The following is a 15820-nucleotide window of genomic DNA, read 5'->3' as shown; positions in this document are numbered from 1 at the left end:
GGATGCGAATTTGACCACGCACACGCAGGATGGGCAAATGCCAAGCTCGGGCGTTTTCTGAGACGGAACTAACGTCCGTCCATTGGCCGGATTCCCTTTATTCGACTAAATCCGGACAATGCGTGCGCTTGAACAATGACCCGAGACCGCTCGATGGCTGCGAACGACCACAAGACCAGCACACCCTCGTCGCCGCCAGAGCGCGACCAGATGCTCTCCCGTCCCTACGACGACGAGATCAGTCTGATCGACTTGTGGAAGGTGCTGGAGCAGCGCAAATGGTGGTTGATCGGGATTGCGCTCGCCGTACTGCTGGCAGGCGTGATGTATGCCTTGATGCAGACGCCGCGCTATGCGTTCGACACGTGGATTACCCTGCCAGCGGATATCGAGGGCAAGGCCCTGGTGGACGTGGCGGCCCTGCGCGAAGAAACGGAACTTCAGTTGGTTGACGCGGCCATCGCAGAGTTGGCCAGCGAACACGACGTACGCGGGCTCTCGGCCTCCCTGGAGAGACTGGGAGAAATGCCGTTGGTGACGCTGTCGACTCTGGCTCCCAAAGAACGTGCCTCGTCGGTGGAGGCATTGCACGCCCGAGTTGCGGACAACCTGCAGGCTCGGGCAGCGCAACGTATTGCCGTGGCACGCCAGGAACTCGAGGGTAAATGGATGGCGCTGCAGCGGCAGCACGAATTCCGCCAGGCATCCCTCGACCGAGAGGAGCAGGAGCTTGGCCTGGCGCTGGACTCCGCAGAGCGCCAACTGGAGCGCCTCGCAGCACGAGAGGAGTTGCTGGGCGAACAACGGTCGGAGGTTCAGTTGCTACTCGACGACCTTGCTGGTCTCGGTGGTGACCTGCCGGCCAACGTGCGTGTCGAACGACAGACCACCCGTGCAGCACTGATGGAGCGCTCTCAGCACCTGCAAGAAGAAATTGAGGTCACTATTCCGGCCTCGCGCGAAGAACTGCAGCAAAAGGTGGAACGCAAGACCATGGCGCTGCAGGAGATTCCCTTCGCTCGCGCGCTGGACCGAGACTGGTTCGAATCTGCGCGCCTGCAACATGAACCAGCCATCGAGCGTTACTCCAACCTGGAAATCGGCGAGATCGCCGTGATGTCGGCCTCTCCGGCTGAAGACCGCCGGGGTCTGATCATTGCGCTTTCTGTGGTACTGGGACTGATGTTGGGCGTGTTTGGCGCCTTTTTCCGAGAGTTTCTGGCGAACGTCAGGGCTACGGAAAACAATTAAATCGCCCTCCAGCCAACGGCCCATCACCGTAGGAGGCCAGCCCCCTGGCCGATCGGGCCCGAGATACACCCCATCGCGCAGGGGGCTGCGCTCCTACAGGCGGGAAGGCGCAAGATCCGTAGGAGGCCAGCCTCTGGCCGATTAGGCCTGTCCGGCACCCCCGATCGGCCAGGGGGCTGGCCTCCTACAGGGGTGTTGGTGTGTAGAAGGGTTAGTCGCTGCCGAAGAGGTCGCGGGTGTAGATCTTGTCGGTCTGGTCGCGGATGTCGTCGGTGATGCGGTTGGCGACGATCACGTCGCTCATGCGCTTGAACTCTTCGAGGTCGCGGACGACGCGGGAGCGATAGAACTCCTCGTCCGGCAGCTCCGGCTCGTAGACGACCACCTCGATGCCCTTGGCCTTGATGCGTTTCATCACGCCCTGGATGGCGGAGGCGCGGAAGTTGTCGGAGCCGCTCTTCATCACCAGCCGATAGACACCGACGATCTTGGGATTGCGGCGAATGATCGCGTCGGCGACGAAGTCTTTGCGGGTACGATTGGCGTCCACGATGGCCCCGATGATGTTGTTGGGGACTTCGTCGTAGTTGGCCAGGAGCTGCTTGGTGTCCTTCGGCAGGCAGTAGCCCCCGTAGCCGAACGACGGGTTGTTGTAGTGGCTGCCGATGCGCGGGTCCAGACATACGCCGTCAATGATCTGGCGGGTGTCCAGGCCATGGGTCTCGGCATAGGTGTCCAGCTCGTTGAAGTACGCCACCCGCATGGCCAGATAGGTGTTGGCGAACAGCTTGATCGCCTCGGCCTCGGTGGAGTTGGTGAACAGCATCGGGATGTCGTCGTCGATCGCACCCTCGGCCAGGAGGTTGGCGAAGGTCTCGGCCCGCTCGGATTGTTCACCGACGATAATGCGGGAGGGGTGCAGGTTGTCGTACAGCGCCCGGCCCTCGCGCAGGAACTCCGGCGAGAACAGGATGTTGTCGGTCTCCATCTGCGCCCTGATCTCGCGCGTGTAGCCGACCGGCACGGTGGACTTGATCACCATGGTGGCGTGCGGGTTGATCGCCAGCACGTCGCGGATCACGGATTCGACCGTGTTGGTGTTGAAGTAGTTGGTCTGCGGGTCGTAGTCCGTGGGCGTGGCGACAACGATGAAGTCCGCCCCCTCGTAGGCCTGCTGCTTGTCGAGCGTGGCGGTCAGGTTGAGGGATCGGTTCTGCAGGAAATCCTGGATCTCGGCGTCGATGATCGGCGATTCCTTGCGGTTGATCTGTTCGACCTTCTCGGGCACCACATCCAGCGCCACCACCTCGTGGTGCTGTGCCAGCAACACCGCATTGGAAAGGCCTACATAGCCGGTACCGGCAACTGCGATCTTCATCCCGAATTCCTTGTCATTCCTGTTTGTTGATGTGCGCATTGGTTGAGGTTAGCCACCGTTTGCGGCTGGCCGGTACCGTATCGGCGAGGATCCGCCCTCTGGCCCCGAAACCGTAGGAGGCCAGCCCCCTGGCCGATAGGGCCTGTCCAGCACCCCATCGCGCAGGGGGCTGCGCTCCTACATCCGCAGAGGCATCCCCCCTGTAGGAGGCCAGCCCTCTGGCCGATGGGGCCTGTCCAGCACCCCATCGCGCAGAGGGCTGCGCTCCTACAGTGACAGCCCGCGGGGCGGTCGGGCTTCTCCTAACCGACTCGCTGGGTTAGCGCGCGCAGAATACCGGTGCCTGGCGATGGCGTGTCGTGCACGGTGCGCGTTCCCCGCTGAACGACCGTGGCTTCAGTCACGTTCCTGGCGCCCCACCTCGGCCCGCAGCTGTTCGATCTCGGCCATCAAGGCCTCGTGTTCCGCGCGTTTGCGCTGCAGGAAGTAGTACGCCAGCCGAGCCTTCTCGCTCACGCCGCTCGGGGTGAGCTTATACAGATATCCGCGTTTGTTACCGCTGCGCGTGAAATTCTGCGCCTTGACCCAGCCACGCGCGAGCAGCGCCCGGAGGGCGTGATTGGTCCCCCCGACGGAAATACCCAGCTCGCGCGCCAGAGCGCGCTGCGATCGCGTGGGGTCTTCCTCCAGCAAGCGCAGGAGTTTGAAATGAAGTTCGTCGGAAGGCATGGAGTCGCAATTTCGGCTGCGCGGGGGGCAGCACGGGGTTGGCTGTTCATTCAATGAACGGCGATTCCAGCACGGCACCCGGCACGCTGCAAGCCCGCATGCGAAAGTTGGCCCCGTTGCTCACCCCGATGGCAAGCCCATACGTTCGAGCGTCTGCGGGGAATGCTCCGCTGGTGAGTACTCGTGTACGACGCCACGGAGCGTTGTGCAGGCTTGTTCGGTATCCATTTCGCGGTCCGCTTGGTCGAGTTGTGCGAGCGCGGCGCGAACATCGGCAGGGGCAACACAGTCCTCGCGAGCACGCATGATCCGCGGGTGCACGGTAGCTTCCACATTGTCGCCGATCAGCAGCTCCTCGTAGAGCTTCTCGCCGGGACGCAATCCGGTAAACACGATCTCGATGCCGTCTTCGGGGTAGCCGTCTTCCTTCACCTGACGTCCGTGCAGCCGGATCATTCGACGTGCCAGGTCGACAATACGTACGGGTTCGCCCATATCCAGCACGTAGACCTCGCCCCCCTGGGCCATCGCCCCGGCCTGAATCACCAGCTCGGCCGCTTCCGGGATCGACATGAAATAGCGAGTGATTTCGGGATGGGTAACGGTGACCGGACCGCCATCGCGGATCTGCTGATGGAACAACGGCACCACCGAGCCCGAGGAGCCCAGAACGTTGCCAAAGCGCACCATACTGAAGATGGTGTCGCGCTTCTCGCGGGCGCGGTCCTGCAGGACCATTTCGGCCATGCGCTTGGTCGCGCCCATTACGTTCGTAGGCCTGACGGCCTTGTCGGTGGAGATCAGGATGAAGCGCTCGACCCCGGCTTCGATGGCAGCATCCGCGAGGATGGCCGTGCCGAACACATTGTTCCGCACGCCTTCGATCAGATTGGCTTCCACGATCGGCACGTGCTTGTAGGCGGCGGCGTGATAAAGCGTTTGCACCCCGTATTCGCTCAATACGGCGGAAACCCTGCGTGGATTGGCAACGGACCCGAGAATGGCGTGAATCGCGGGCATCCGGCCAGACGGCACCGATCGCTCCAGCAGCTCGCGTTCAATGCTGTAGAGCGCGAACTCGTTGCGTTCATAGAGCACCAGTGCGGCGGGTTCCTCCAGCACGATGCGGCGGCACAGCTCGGAGCCAATGGAGCCGCCGGCGCCCGTGACCATGACGACACGGCCCCGAATACTGCGCTGCAGCAACTCGGGCTCGGGCGGGACCGGATCTCGACCGAGCAGATCCGCCACATCGATATCTTCCAGCTGTTCCAGGCTGGCCTGTCCAGAGACGACCGCCTCCATCGACGGCACGGACTGAACATACAGGGGCAGGTGTTCCAGCCTTTCCAGGATGTGCCGACGCTCGTTGCGGGTGGCCGAGGGAAGCGCGAGCAACAAACGCCCCACACCGAACCGATCCACCACGCCGGACAGTTGCTCCGGAGAATGAACCGGTACCCCGTCGATCGAACTACCCTGCAGCGCTCGATCTTCATCCACGAACGCCACAATGCGGAAGCGGCCGCCCGCCTTGAGCGCCGACAGGAGCTGGACCCCTGCCTCGCCGGCGCCATAGACCACAACTGGCTCGGCCCCTTGTGCAACATCCACGACCGAGCGATACCAGGCTCGCACCAGGAAGCGGCTGCCACCGACATAGAGAAAGGCCACAATGGCGAAGTTGATCGGTACCGAGCGCGGGAACCCCTCCAGCTGGGCAATCGCGACGGACGCCCATATGACCATCGCCAGCACCACGACCCCGGACCCTACCGCCCAGATAGCGCGTGACCCCATGAAACGCACGACGGCACGGTACAGGCCCAGACGGGCAAACAACGGGATCCCCACGATCACGATCAAGGGGAAAAGCCACCAGGCCTGCTGCATGACCGGAGGGAACGGCTCGGCCAGGCGGATCATGAAACCCGACCACAGCGCGAGTGGCAGCATGACTGCATCGGCCGCAATCATCAGCCAGCGCTTCTTGCCGCGCGGCAGCCTCAGCAGACGTTCCAGCCCACGGTTCAACATAGTGTGATGTGCCCGTCCGGCATCCTGATCGTGGCCTCAAGCCCTGTCGACAAAACCCAGCCCGACCACACTACATCAAGTGCCGGACCCTGGCGCCCGCCGCACTCCATCGCGGCGCGCGAAGCATAAGCAACCCCTGATGAAAATGCATCCATCCAGCGCCCCATGACGCCGCTACCCCCCTGTAGGAGGCGAGCCTCTCGCCGATAGGGCGCTGGATACGCCCCATCGGCCAGAGGGCTGGCCTCCTACGCAAGACACCCCCCGGTAGGAGCGCAGCCCCCTGCGCGATGCGATGCCGGACACGCCCCATCGGCCAGAGGGCTGGCCTCCTACGCAAGACACACCCCTGTAGGAGCGCAGCCCCCTGCGCGATGCGATGCCGGACATGCCCCATCGGCCAGAGGGCTGGCCTCCTACGCAAGACACCCCCCTGTAGGAGCGCAGCCCCCTGCGCGATGCGATGCCGGACACGCCCCATCGGCCAGAGGGCTGGCCTCCTACAGGGGGGGTTCGTTGAGGAGCTGGGCGAGGTCGTCGGGGCCGAGGATGGGGATGCCGAGGGATTCGGCCTTGGTGACCTTGGAGCCGGGGTCGGCGCCGGCGATGACGGCGGTGGTCTTTTTGGAGACGGAGCCGGTGACCTTGGCGCCGCGGGCCTCGAGGGCGGCTTTGGCTTCTTCGCGGGTCATGGTGTCGAAGCTGCCGGTCAGGACATAGGTGTTGCCGGCCAGTGGGGTCGCGTCGCTCGATTCTGCCGCTTGCGGCCGCGGCGGGTCGGGCCAGTGGACGCCGGCGTCGCGCAGGGCCTGGATCACGTCGCGGTTGTGGGGCTCGGCGAAGAAGTTGGCGATGTGTTCGGCGACGATGGGGCCGACGTCCGGAACCTCCTGCAGGGCCTCGGCATCGGCCTGCATCAGTGCGTCCAGGTCACCGTAGTACGTGGCCAGGTTGCGGGCGGTGACCTCGCCCACCTCGCGGATGCCGAGGGCGAAGATGAACCGCGCAAGCGTGGTCTCGCGCGCCTGTTCCAGGGCATTCACGAGGTTCTCGGCGAGCTTGGGGCCGACCCGCTCCAGGGCCTCCAGGCGTTCGGCGTCCAGCGCGAACAGGTCGGCCGGGCTTTGCACGATGCCGCCATCGGCGAGCTGTTCGATCAGCTTTTCACCGAAGCCTTCGATGTCCATGGCCCGGCGCGAGACGAAGTGCTTGAGGGCCTCGCGGCGCTGCGCGGGGCAGACGAGCCCGCCGGTGCAGCGGGCGACGGCCTCGCCCTCCGGGCGTTCGATATGCGAATCGCACTCCGGGCAGCGCGACGGCATCTCGATCGCGCGGGTGTCCTGCGGGCGCTCCCCGCCGGCGCGGCCGACCACCTCGGGGATCACGTCACCGGCGCGGCGCACAATCACGCGATCGCCGATGCGGATGTCCTTGCGCGCGACCTCGTCCATGTTGTGCAGCGTGGCGTTGCTGACCGTGACCCCGCCGACCAGTACCGGCTCCAGCCGCGCGACCGGGGTCAGCGCCCCGGTGCGGCCGACGCGGAAGTCGACGGCGCGCAGCGTGGTCGTCTGCTCCTCGGCCGGGAACTTGTGGGCGATGGCCCAGCGCGGCGCGCGCGAGACGAAGCCCAGTTGCTGCTGGTCCTCCAGCGAGTCGACCTTGTAGACGATGCCGTCGATCTCGTAGTCCAGCTCGTGACGGCGCTCGGCCAGGCGCTCGTAGTAGGCAAGGCAGCCCTCCGCACCCTCCAGCACTGCCCGCTCGGGGCAGACCGGGAAGCCCAGGTGATGCAGCCAGTCCAGCGTTCCGGACTGGGTGTCCGGCAGCGTGCCGCCCGCGACATGGCCGATGGAGTAGGCAAAAAAGCTCAAGGGGCGCCGCGCCGTCACCTTCGGGTCCAACTGACGCAGACTGCCGGCAGCGGCGTTGCGCGGGTTCATGAAGCCGCGCTGGCCATCGGCCTCCAGGCCCTGGTTAAGACGCACGAAATCCGAGCGGCGCATGAACACCTCGCCGCGCACCTCCAGCACGCCCGGCGCATCGTCGGTATAGCGATCGCCGAGATGCAGCGGGATCGGGCGCACGGTTCGGACGTTGCCGGTCACGTCCTCGCCGGTCTCGCCGTCGCCGCGCGTGGCGGCCTGCACCAGGCGGCCGTTCTCGTAGATCAGGCTGATCGCCAGGCCATCCAGCTTGGGCTCGGCCATGTAGGCGACGGCATGCTCGACACGGTCGGGCTCGCCGGTCTGCTTCGCCAGGCGCTCGCGCACGCGGCGATCGAAGTCGCGGATCTCGTCGGGTTCGAAGCCGTTAGCCAGCGAAAGCATCGGCAGGCGATGCCGCACCGTGTCGAAACCGGCGGCGGGGGTGCCGCCGACACGCTGGGTGGGGGAATCCGCGGTGACCAGGTCGGGGTGTTCGGCCTCAAGCTGTTCGAGTTCGCGCATCAGCGTGTCGAACTCGGCGTCGGAAACCTCCGGGTCGTCGAGGACGTAGTAGCGGTAGTTGTGGTGCTCGATCTGGCGCCGCAGCTGCTCGACCCGTTCGCCCGCCTCCCCCACCGCGCCCCCCCGGGACGCGGAGGGGGAACTCACCGCGCCCTCCGCCGCCGCAGCAGATCCGGGCGGTGGCGCATCAGCCACTCGTTCAGGTCCTCGCGCATGTAGGCAAGCGTCTGGTTGGTGGCAGTGGACTGCTGGGCATCGAGGATGGAGCCGCCCAGATCCCGCGCCAGGCCGTGCGCATTCTCCAGCAGCGCCTCGAACGCGCGTTGTGGATCGGCGCTGTTATGCACCTGCACGAACAACGTGATGCCAGGGGTCATCGTGTCCGTCAGATCCTGTTCGCGCAGCGTGCCCGGCGGCACCATGTTCGCGGCGGAGAACAGCGCCTGTCGGCTGTCAATTTCGGCATCGTGATAATGGTAGATGTCCATCGCGCCCGACTTGAGCCCCGCGCGCTGCAGTGCAGCCCCCAGGGCCACGCCGGTAAACGGCCGGTTGCGCGGCGCGACCACATGCAACAACAGGATCTTCTCGTCGGAGCTCGGTCCACCCCGTAGCGGATTGCGGCCGACCACGCGCGGTTCGGACACATGTTCGCCCAGTGTTTCCATGTCGGGGGACGGTTCTTCGATCAGCTCGGGGTCCACCTCGTGATCCGGGTGCAGTTGCTCGCCGAGCGTCTCTTCCGCACGCGGGCGACGCAGACGAACACTGCGCAGCGCGGCGATGCCCGAGCGCATGCGACCACCCAGCTCGTCCATCATGCTCTTCGCGGTTTCCGCGGCACGGGATTTGGGGCGACGGCGTGGCGCGTCCTCCGGGTCCGGTTCGAACGCGCCATGCGGCGGTGGCGGAACCGGCTCTTCGTCGTTGTCCAGGACGCCGTAAATATCCTGTGCTCGATCGGCATGCCGCTCGCCCGTGGCCAGGAGTTCGTCGTCCTCCGCCGAGGTCACACCCAGATGCGGCTCCGCGCGCTCGCGCTGGGGAATGCGCACATCGTCGAAGCCCTCATCGGAATCCACTTCCTCGGCATCCCGCGTGTACTCGCGCGAGGTTTCCAGTGGATCGGCCCAGCCTGCTTCTGCCCCCAGACTGTCGGTTTCCCCCTCCCGGCGTCGCGGACGGGCATCGTCCTGGGCGCGAATGTGTACGGCATCGTCGCTCCAGTCCGTGGCGTCATCATCCAGATCCGGCGCGCGATCGCGCGTGCGCAGGCGATGGGCCATCCAGATACCGGCGACCAATACGATGCCCAGGATCACCAGACTGATGCGCATCCAATCCACTCAATACCTCGTCATTACGTGTTGTACGGTCGCGCGAATTCGGACGGAACCGCTCAGGCCTCGGCCAGTTCCACGGCCTCGTCGATGTCCACGCTCACCAGACGCGAGACCCCCGGTTCGTGCATGGTAACGCCGATCAGCTGTTCCGCCATCGCCATCGTGGCCTTGTTATGGGTGATGAAGATGAACTGGATCTGCTCGGACATGTCCTGAAGCAGCTCGCAGAAGCGCCCGACGTTGGCCTCGTCGAGCGGCGCATCCACCTCGTCCAGCATGCAGAAGGGTGCCGGATTCAACTCAAAGATAGCGAACACCAGCGCCGATGCTGTGAGCGCCTTCTCGCCTCCGGACATTAGATGGATGGTGGAGAGTCGTTTGCCCGGCGGGCGGGCCATGATATTCACGCCGGTATCCAGCAGATCGTCACCGGTCATCTCCAGGCGCGCCTCGCCGCCGCCGAACAGGCGCTGGAATTTCTGCCCCAGCCCGGCGTTCACCTGATCGAAGGTCTGCTTGAACAGCTGGCGCGTCTCGCGGTCGATGCGGTGCATCGCCGCCTCCAGCGTCTCCAGCGCCTCGATCAGATCGGCATGCTGCTCTTCGAGATAGCGTGAACGTTCCTCCAGGCTGCGCGCCTCGTCGATCGCCGCCAGGTTGATCGGTCCCAGGCGTTCGATCTTGCGGTCGAGCTCCGCAATCGCCTGCTCCCAGGCCGGGACGGTCGCATCCTCCGCGAGCCCCTCCGCCAGCGGCCCGGCCTCGAACCCCGACTCCTGAAATTGACTCTTCAACTGTTCGATCTGCACCGAGCGTTCGCGCTGGTCCAGGCGCAGCTCCTCGCAGGTGGAACGCTGTGCCTCGACACGGCTGTCCAGCTCGCCGGCCTGCGTGGCCAGCTCGCGCAGCCGCGCATCGCAGGCCTCGAGATCCGCGCGCGCCCGGGTCAGCCGTTCTTCTGCCTGCTGGCGCTGCTCCGCGGCAGCCTGCAGATCTCCGCGCCATTGCTCCAGCGGCCCCTCGCGCCCGGCCAGGCCCTGCTGCAGCTTCTCCAGGCGCTCGCGATCCTCCGCGCGCTGGCGTTCCAGACGTTCGCGTTCGCTTTGCTCGCGCTCCAGCCGATGGCGCGCCTCCTGCTCCGCCATCCGTGCCCGGCCGGAGACATCGCGCGCCTCACGCACCGCATCGCGGGCCTGACTATGGGCGTCACGCGCGGCCTCCAGCCGACTCTCCAGTGTGCCGCGATCCGCCTCCAGTGTTTCCAGCGTGGCGAGGGCCTGGTTGCGCTCCTGCTGGGCGGTCTCGAACTGCTCCCGTGCGCGAACCGTTTCTTCTTCCAGTTCGCCCGCCTCGCGATCGATCCGCGCCTGCTGCTGTTCCAGCTGCCGGGCCTGATCGCGCAGACGCTGGATGCGCCGGTCGCGTTCGTCGATCTCGCCCTGCTGCTCACGCAGCTGGGCATCCAGCCGATCGCGCTCAGCCTGTGCGGCATCGATGGCCTCGCCCCGTTCCGCCAGGGTGGCCTGGTGCTGCTCGACCTGCCCCTGCAGCTGCTCTTCCTGTTCGCGCAGCTCGCGCGCCAGGCGCACCCGCGCGACCGCGCCGGAGGCACCGCCTTCCAGCGTGCGGTGGGCGACCCACCCCGGCCCCATCCAGGTACCGTCGGGCGTGATCACGCTCTCGTCCGGTGCGAGGCTCGCAACGCGGCGCCGGGCCTCGTCCAGATCCTGCGCACAGTGAATGCGTGACAGCCACTGCGTCACGGCCGCGGAGCCGCGCACGCGGACGGCGAGCGAGTCGTCCGAGATCGCCACGGCGGCATCCGTCTGCGTACTCACCAGACGCAGCGCGGCATCTGGCCAGTCTTGCGTGGCCTCGGGTGCGTCCAGCACGGCGGCCTCCAGCCAGGCCCCCAGCACCAGCTCCACGGCCGTATCCCAGCCGTCGTCGACCTCCAGCTGCTGCACCAGGGGCCGCGAGAGGTCCAGCCCCTGTTCGCGCGCCCAGGCCTCGCGGCGCTCGCGCGTCTGGGCGGGGTCGTCCTCGCCGGCGAAGTGCTCCAGCCCCGCCAGACGCCCCGCGACCTCGCGCGCCTCGCGCTCGGCCTGGTGCAGGGCGTCGCGGGCTTCGCGGCGGGCCTCGGTGAGCTGGTTCAGTTGTTCCTGTTGCTGCTCGCGCTGCTGACGCAGCTGCTCCAGGCGCTCGGCCAGGGCATCGCGCTCGCCCTGCAGCCGTTCGGCCTCCTCGCCCGGATGGGTCTGCGGCAGGGCCGCGCGCTCGGCGTCGAGGCGTTCGCGGCGCTGCTCAAGGCGCGCGAGCTGGTGCTCGGCGTGATCCATGCGCGAACGCGCGAGCTGCGCATTCTGGCGCGGCTCGGCCAGGGCGCGCTCCCACTCGGACTGGGCCTCGCGCGCGGCCTGAAATTCCGTTTCGGCCTGCTCCGCCGCAGCCTCCAGCCGTTCGCGCTCGGCCTCCGCGGTCTCTGCCTCGTGCTGGCGCTGGTCGCGCTCGTGTTCGGCCTGGGCAATGCGCTGCTCCAGTGCCGCAAACGCCTCGCCGGCCGTCTGCAGACGCTGTTCCAGCTGCTGCAGTTCGGCACGCTCGCGGGCCAGTTCGTCCTCCGCATGGCGGATCGACTGTTCCAGGCGCGAGACTTCGGCCGCGCGGTCGTAGTAGGCGGACTGCGCCTCGGTGGTGGCCGCCTCCAGGTCTACGCGCGTCTGGCGTTGTTGTTCGGTTTCGGTGCGCACCTTTTGCGCCTCCGACTGCATGCCGGCCAACTGGGTCTCGGCCTCCTGCAATCGACGCCGGCTCGCCTCCAGTTCCTGTTCCTGCGCACGCAGACGCAGCAGGATCGCCTCGGCGCGTTTCTGCCGCCGCTCGGCGGCGAGGGTCTGGTACTGCTCGGCCGTGGCGGCCTGGCGATTGAGGCGTTCGGCCTGCTTGGCGACTTCGTCGCGCACGTCGTCCAGGCGCTCAAGGTTCTCGCGGGTGTGACGCACGCGGTTCTCGGTTTCGCGTCGGCGCTCCTTGTACTTGGAGATGCCGGCGGCCTCCTCGAGATAGACCCGCAGTTCCTCGGGGCGCGCGTCGATCAGGCGCGCGATCATGCCCTGCTCGATGATCGCGTAGCTGCGCGGGCCGAGGCCAGTGCCCAGGAACAGGTCCACCACGTCGCGTTTGCGGGCACGCTGGCCGTTGAGGAAGTACTTGGACTGGCCGTCACGCGTCAGCGCCCGGCGCACGGCGATCTCGCCGTAGGCGCTGTACTCGCCGCCCAGGCGGCCATCGGAGTTGTCGAAAATCAGCTCGATCGAGGCCTGCCCGACCGGCTTGCGGCTGGAGGAGCCGTTGAAGATCACGTCCTCGCTGGAGTCGCCGCGCAGGTGCTTGGCCGAGGACTCGCCCATCACCCAGCGCACGGCGTCGATGGTGTTCGACTTGCCGCAGCCGTTCGGCCCGACGATGCCCACCCGGTTTCCGGGCAGCACCAGCGTCGTCGGGTCGACGAAGGACTTGAAGCCGGCCAGCTTGATTCGGGCGAGTCGCACGTTCGGCGTAATCCGCGGTCAGGACACTCGGGGGTAGAATGGTACACGCTTGTGCCGGTAACGTGACCGTCCCGTTCACCATCACAACATAACGCCTGTGAAAGCCTGCTTGCAGGTGTGCCCGTCCGCAGGCGGGACCATTCATTCGGAAACGAGAAACGTAGATGCCCAGCCAGCCGAGCAAGACTCTGGAGACCTTCGACAACCCGGCGCCGGAGAACGATTTCGCGATCTATATCCGCATCCCGGAGTTCACCTGCCTGTGTCCGGCCACCGGCCAGCCCGACTTCGCGGAACTGCACCTGGAGTACGTGGCCGACCACAAGTGCGTGGAGCTGAAGTCGCTGAAGAACTATATGTGGTCGTTCCGTGACGAGGGGGCCTTTCACGAGGCCGTGACCAACCAGATCCTGGCGGATCTGGTCGCGGCAACCGAGCCGCGCTTCATGCGCCTGACCTCGTACTTCAACGTGCGCGGCGGTATCTACACCTCGGTCGTGGCCGAACACCGCCAGCCCGGCTGGACCCCACCGGAGCGGGTCACGCTTCCGCCTCCGGGACGCAGCCCGCTGCATTCGGGTCTCTAGCCGAGTTCCATGCACGCGATTGGCCTCGACCTGGGGACTTCCGGCATCCGCCTGGCGCTGGTGGACCCGGACGGCGCACGGGTGTACTCCGCCTCACGGGATCTCCCGGAACCGGAAGCCGACGGCGACAGCATCGCGGAACAGGACCCTGCCCAGTGGTGGACCCTGGTGCGCGACCTGCTGCGCGAGGCCGCGGAACACCTGAAGGGCGAGCCCGTGGCGATCGCAGTGGACGGCACCTCTGCCACGCTGTTGTTCCTGGATGCCGACGGCCGGCCGGTACGCCCGGCGATGATGTACAACGACGCCCGCGCCATCGACATGACTGCGATCCTCGCCGGGGTCGCGCCCAGCGGGTCGGCCGTGCACAGCCCCAGCTCCTCGGCGGCGAAGCTGCTGTGGGTGCGCCGCCACGAGAGCCTCTCCGGCGTGCGCCGCGTGCTGCATCAGGCCGACTGGATCGCCGGGCGCCTGCGCGGACGCTTCGACGTGATGGATGAGAACAACGCCCTGAAGCTCGGCTATGACGCCCTCTGGCACGGTTGGCCCGACTGGCTGGAGGACATCCTGACCACCGATGCCAATCTGCTGCCGGAGGTTGTACCGGCGGGAACGAACCTGGGGCCGGTCGCCCCGGAAATGGCGCAGCACCTGGGCCTGAACCCGGCCTCGCGGGTGATTGCCGGGACCACCGACAGCATCGCCGGCTTTCTCGCCTCCGGCGTGGAGGACGACCGCACCGGCGTCACCAGCCTGGGTTCGACCATGGTGATCAAGCAGCTCTCGTCGGAGCCCGTGTTTGCCCCCGAGCTGGGCATTTACAGCCATCACCTGTTCGGCCAGTGGCTGATCGGCGGTGCCTCCAACAGCGGCGGCGCGGTACTGCGCCAGCACTTTGACGACGACACGCTACAGCGACTCAGTGAGCAAATGGATCCGGATACGGACACGGGTCTCGATTACCTGCCTCTGCCCCGACGGGGCGAGCGCTTTCCGGTCAGTGATCCGGAACTGGAACCCCGCCTTACGCCACGCCCGGATGAAGACGCGCGCTTTCTCCAGGGGCTGTTCGAGGGGATCGCGCGCATCGAGCGCGACGGCTACCGGCGTCTGACGGAGCTCGGGGCTCCACGCGTGGAGCGCATCATCACGCTCGGTGGCGGGGCCGCGAACCCCACATGGACGCGCATCCGCGAGCGCATCCTGGAGATCCCGGTGATGGCCGCAGACAACGACGACGCCGCACACGGCGCCGCACGCCTGGCGCGCATCGGCATGGATCTGGAGGCTTTCTCGCCTTCTCGCTGAGGGCCAACGGCGATCGGCCAGAGGGCGGGCCTCCTACGCAAGACACCCCCTGTAGGAGCGCAGCCCCCTGCGCGATACAACGCCGGACAAGCCCATCGGCCAGAGGGCTGGCCTCCTACGCGGGACACCCCTGCGCGACAGGGCGCCGGACAGGGAAACTGGCGTTTCTCGGGATACGTCACCGCCAGCGCCGGATATCAGTGCTACATTCAGGCAAAGAACCACAACAACAAAAGGACGCAAACATGCACTGGAGTCGTATTCTCGGAATCGCCCTGCTGGTGGGTGGCGTCATCCTGCTGGTGATGGGGTACAACGCAACGGACAGCCTGGGTGAGGAGTTGCACGAAACCTTCACTGGGCGCTACACCGACGAGACCCGCATGTATCTGATTGGCGGCGGGATCATGGCGGTGGTCGGCCTGGTCCTGACGCTGTTCGGGGCCCGCCGCTGAATCAGCGGGCAAGGCCTCTCTCGCCGCTTTACGCGTTCCTCGCCCCGTTCCGGGGCCTGACGCGCGTGCACGAACCCGCCCTGCGCGGGCTCGTGATCATTCCGCTGATCATCAACATTGTGCTGGTGGGCGCCCTGGTCGCGGCCGCCGCCGTGGGCTTTGACGCCCTGCTGGCCGCCTGGCTGCCGCAGGCCTGGGACTGGCTGGCCTGGCTGCTGTGGCCGCTGTTCGCCCTGTTCCTGCTGCTGGTGATCGGGATTTCCGCCGTGGCCCTGGCCGCGATCGTGGCCAGCCCCTTCTCCGGGCCGCTTGCTTACCGCACGGCAGAAGGACTGGGCCACCCGCCCCAGGCGGAGCCCCGCTCGCTGACCGGGGAGTTCGTACATGCGCTTGCCACCGCTGCGCGCAAGCTCGGGTATTACGCCCTGCTGCTGATCCCGGTGCTGATTATCACCTTTGTGCCCGGGCTCAACCTGCTCGCGCCCGCAGCCTGGTTCCTCTATGGCAGCTGGGTCCTGGCGGTGGAGTTCATGGAGGTTCCGCTGGCCAACGACGGCCTGGCGTTCCATGCAGTGCGCCAGCGCCTGCGGGCGCGCCGGCTGCAAACCCTCGCGTTCGGCGCCGGGACGACCCTGCTGGCGATGGTGCCCCTGGTGAACCTGCTACTGGTGCCAGCTGCGGTGGTCGGGGCCACGCATCTGCGCACCCGCCAGTTGGTCGCAACTCCGTAA

Annotated in this window: 11 protein-coding genes; 5 read left to right on the top strand and 6 right to left on the bottom strand. The window is 66.6% G+C overall.

What is annotated here, in order from left to right; genetic code table 11:
- Window positions 1–153: 153 nt before the first annotated feature.
- The gene (locus F623_RS0105020) at window positions 154–1251 is read left to right on the top strand and encodes a Wzz/FepE/Etk N-terminal domain-containing protein (RefSeq protein WP_018868340.1); all 1098 of its coding nucleotides are present in this window, start codon (window positions 154–156) and stop codon (window positions 1249–1251) included.
- Between the two features lie 211 nt (window positions 1252–1462).
- Here the strand turns inward: F623_RS0105020 and F623_RS0105015 are convergent, their stop codons facing one another.
- The 6 genes from F623_RS0105015 to smc all read right to left on the bottom strand — a co-directional run bounded on the left by F623_RS0105015 (window position 1463) and on the right by smc (window position 12739).
- A complete protein-coding gene (locus F623_RS0105015; RefSeq protein ID WP_018868341.1) occupies window positions 1463–2629 on the bottom strand; it encodes a nucleotide sugar dehydrogenase in 1167 nt (388 codons plus the stop codon).
- A gap of 396 nt (window positions 2630–3025) precedes the next feature.
- Window positions 3026–3358, bottom strand: coding sequence for a MarR family EPS-associated transcriptional regulator (locus F623_RS0105010; protein ID WP_018862220.1), 333 nt, complete (start codon window positions 3356–3358; stop codon window positions 3026–3028).
- A gap of 120 nt (window positions 3359–3478) precedes the next feature.
- Window positions 3479–5395, bottom strand: a complete 1917-nt coding sequence (locus F623_RS0105005; RefSeq protein ID WP_018862219.1) for a nucleoside-diphosphate sugar epimerase/dehydratase — start codon at window positions 5393–5395, stop codon at window positions 3479–3481.
- Between the two features lie 500 nt (window positions 5396–5895).
- On the bottom strand, window positions 5896–7992 hold the full coding sequence (gene ligA, locus F623_RS0104995) for an NAD-dependent DNA ligase LigA (protein ID WP_026279363.1): 2097 nt from the start codon (window positions 7990–7992) through the stop codon (window positions 5896–5898).
- A complete protein-coding gene (locus F623_RS0104990) occupies window positions 7989–9182 on the bottom strand; it encodes a cell division protein ZipA C-terminal FtsZ-binding domain-containing protein (RefSeq protein WP_018862217.1) in 1194 nt (397 codons plus the stop codon). Before F623_RS0104990 ends, ligA begins: the two co-directional genes overlap by 4 nt.
- Before the next feature lie 62 nt (window positions 9183–9244).
- Window positions 9245–12739, bottom strand: a complete 3495-nt coding sequence (gene smc / locus F623_RS0104985; protein ID WP_018868344.1) for a chromosome segregation protein SMC — start codon at window positions 12737–12739, stop codon at window positions 9245–9247.
- Between the two features lie 164 nt (window positions 12740–12903).
- Here smc and queF point away from each other — a divergent pair, with 164 nt between their 5' ends.
- The 4 genes from queF (at window position 12904) to cysZ (ending at window position 15820) form a co-directional block, all read left to right on the top strand.
- A complete protein-coding gene (gene queF, locus F623_RS0104980; protein ID WP_018174047.1) occupies window positions 12904–13326 on the top strand; it encodes a preQ(1) synthase in 423 nt (140 codons plus the stop codon).
- A 9-nt stretch (window positions 13327–13335) separates the two neighbouring features.
- Entirely contained in the window at window positions 13336–14634 is a 1299-nt protein-coding gene (locus tag F623_RS0104975) for an FGGY-family carbohydrate kinase (RefSeq protein ID WP_018868345.1), read from the top strand.
- 245 nt (window positions 14635–14879) lie between these two features.
- Window positions 14880–15089 (top strand): DUF3185 family protein, encoded by a 210-nt coding sequence (locus F623_RS0104970; protein WP_018862214.1) that lies wholly within the window; start codon window positions 14880–14882, stop codon window positions 15087–15089.
- Between the two features lie 56 nt (window positions 15090–15145).
- Window positions 15146–15820: a sulfate transporter CysZ gene (gene cysZ / locus F623_RS0104965; protein WP_081616595.1), complete on the top strand. Its 675-nt coding sequence runs from the start codon at window positions 15146–15148 to the stop codon at window positions 15818–15820.

Source organism: Thioalkalivibrio sp. ALD1, assembly GCF_000381245.1.
In the GTDB taxonomy this organism is placed as follows: domain Bacteria; phylum Pseudomonadota; class Gammaproteobacteria; order Ectothiorhodospirales; family Ectothiorhodospiraceae; genus Thioalkalivibrio.
This window is presented reverse-complemented; position numbering and strand designations above follow the sequence as displayed.

What these genes read in the sequence shown, in the direction of transcription:
- F623_RS0104975 (WP_018868345.1), top strand. Translation starts at nt 13,336, where the DNA reads ATGCACGCGATTGGCCTCGACCTGGGGACTTCCGGCATCCGCCTGGCG.
- F623_RS0105010 (WP_018862220.1), bottom strand. Translation starts at nt 3,358, where the DNA reads ATGCCTTCCGACGAACTTCATTTCAAACTCCTGCGCTTGCTGGAGGAA.
- F623_RS0105015 (WP_018868341.1), bottom strand. Translation starts at nt 2,629, where the DNA reads ATGAAGATCGCAGTTGCCGGTACCGGCTATGTAGGCCTTTCCAATGCG.
- F623_RS0105005 (WP_018862219.1), bottom strand. Translation starts at nt 5,395, where the DNA reads ATGTTGAACCGTGGGCTGGAACGTCTGCTGAGGCTGCCGCGCGGCAAG.
- queF (WP_018174047.1), top strand. Translation starts at nt 12,904, where the DNA reads ATGCCCAGCCAGCCGAGCAAGACTCTGGAGACCTTCGACAACCCGGCG.
- F623_RS0104990 (WP_018862217.1), bottom strand. Translation starts at nt 9,182, where the DNA reads ATGCGCATCAGTCTGGTGATCCTGGGCATCGTATTGGTCGCCGGTATC.
- F623_RS0104970 (WP_018862214.1), top strand. Translation starts at nt 14,880, where the DNA reads ATGCACTGGAGTCGTATTCTCGGAATCGCCCTGCTGGTGGGTGGCGTC.
- F623_RS0105020 (WP_018868340.1), top strand. Translation starts at nt 154, where the DNA reads ATGGCTGCGAACGACCACAAGACCAGCACACCCTCGTCGCCGCCAGAG.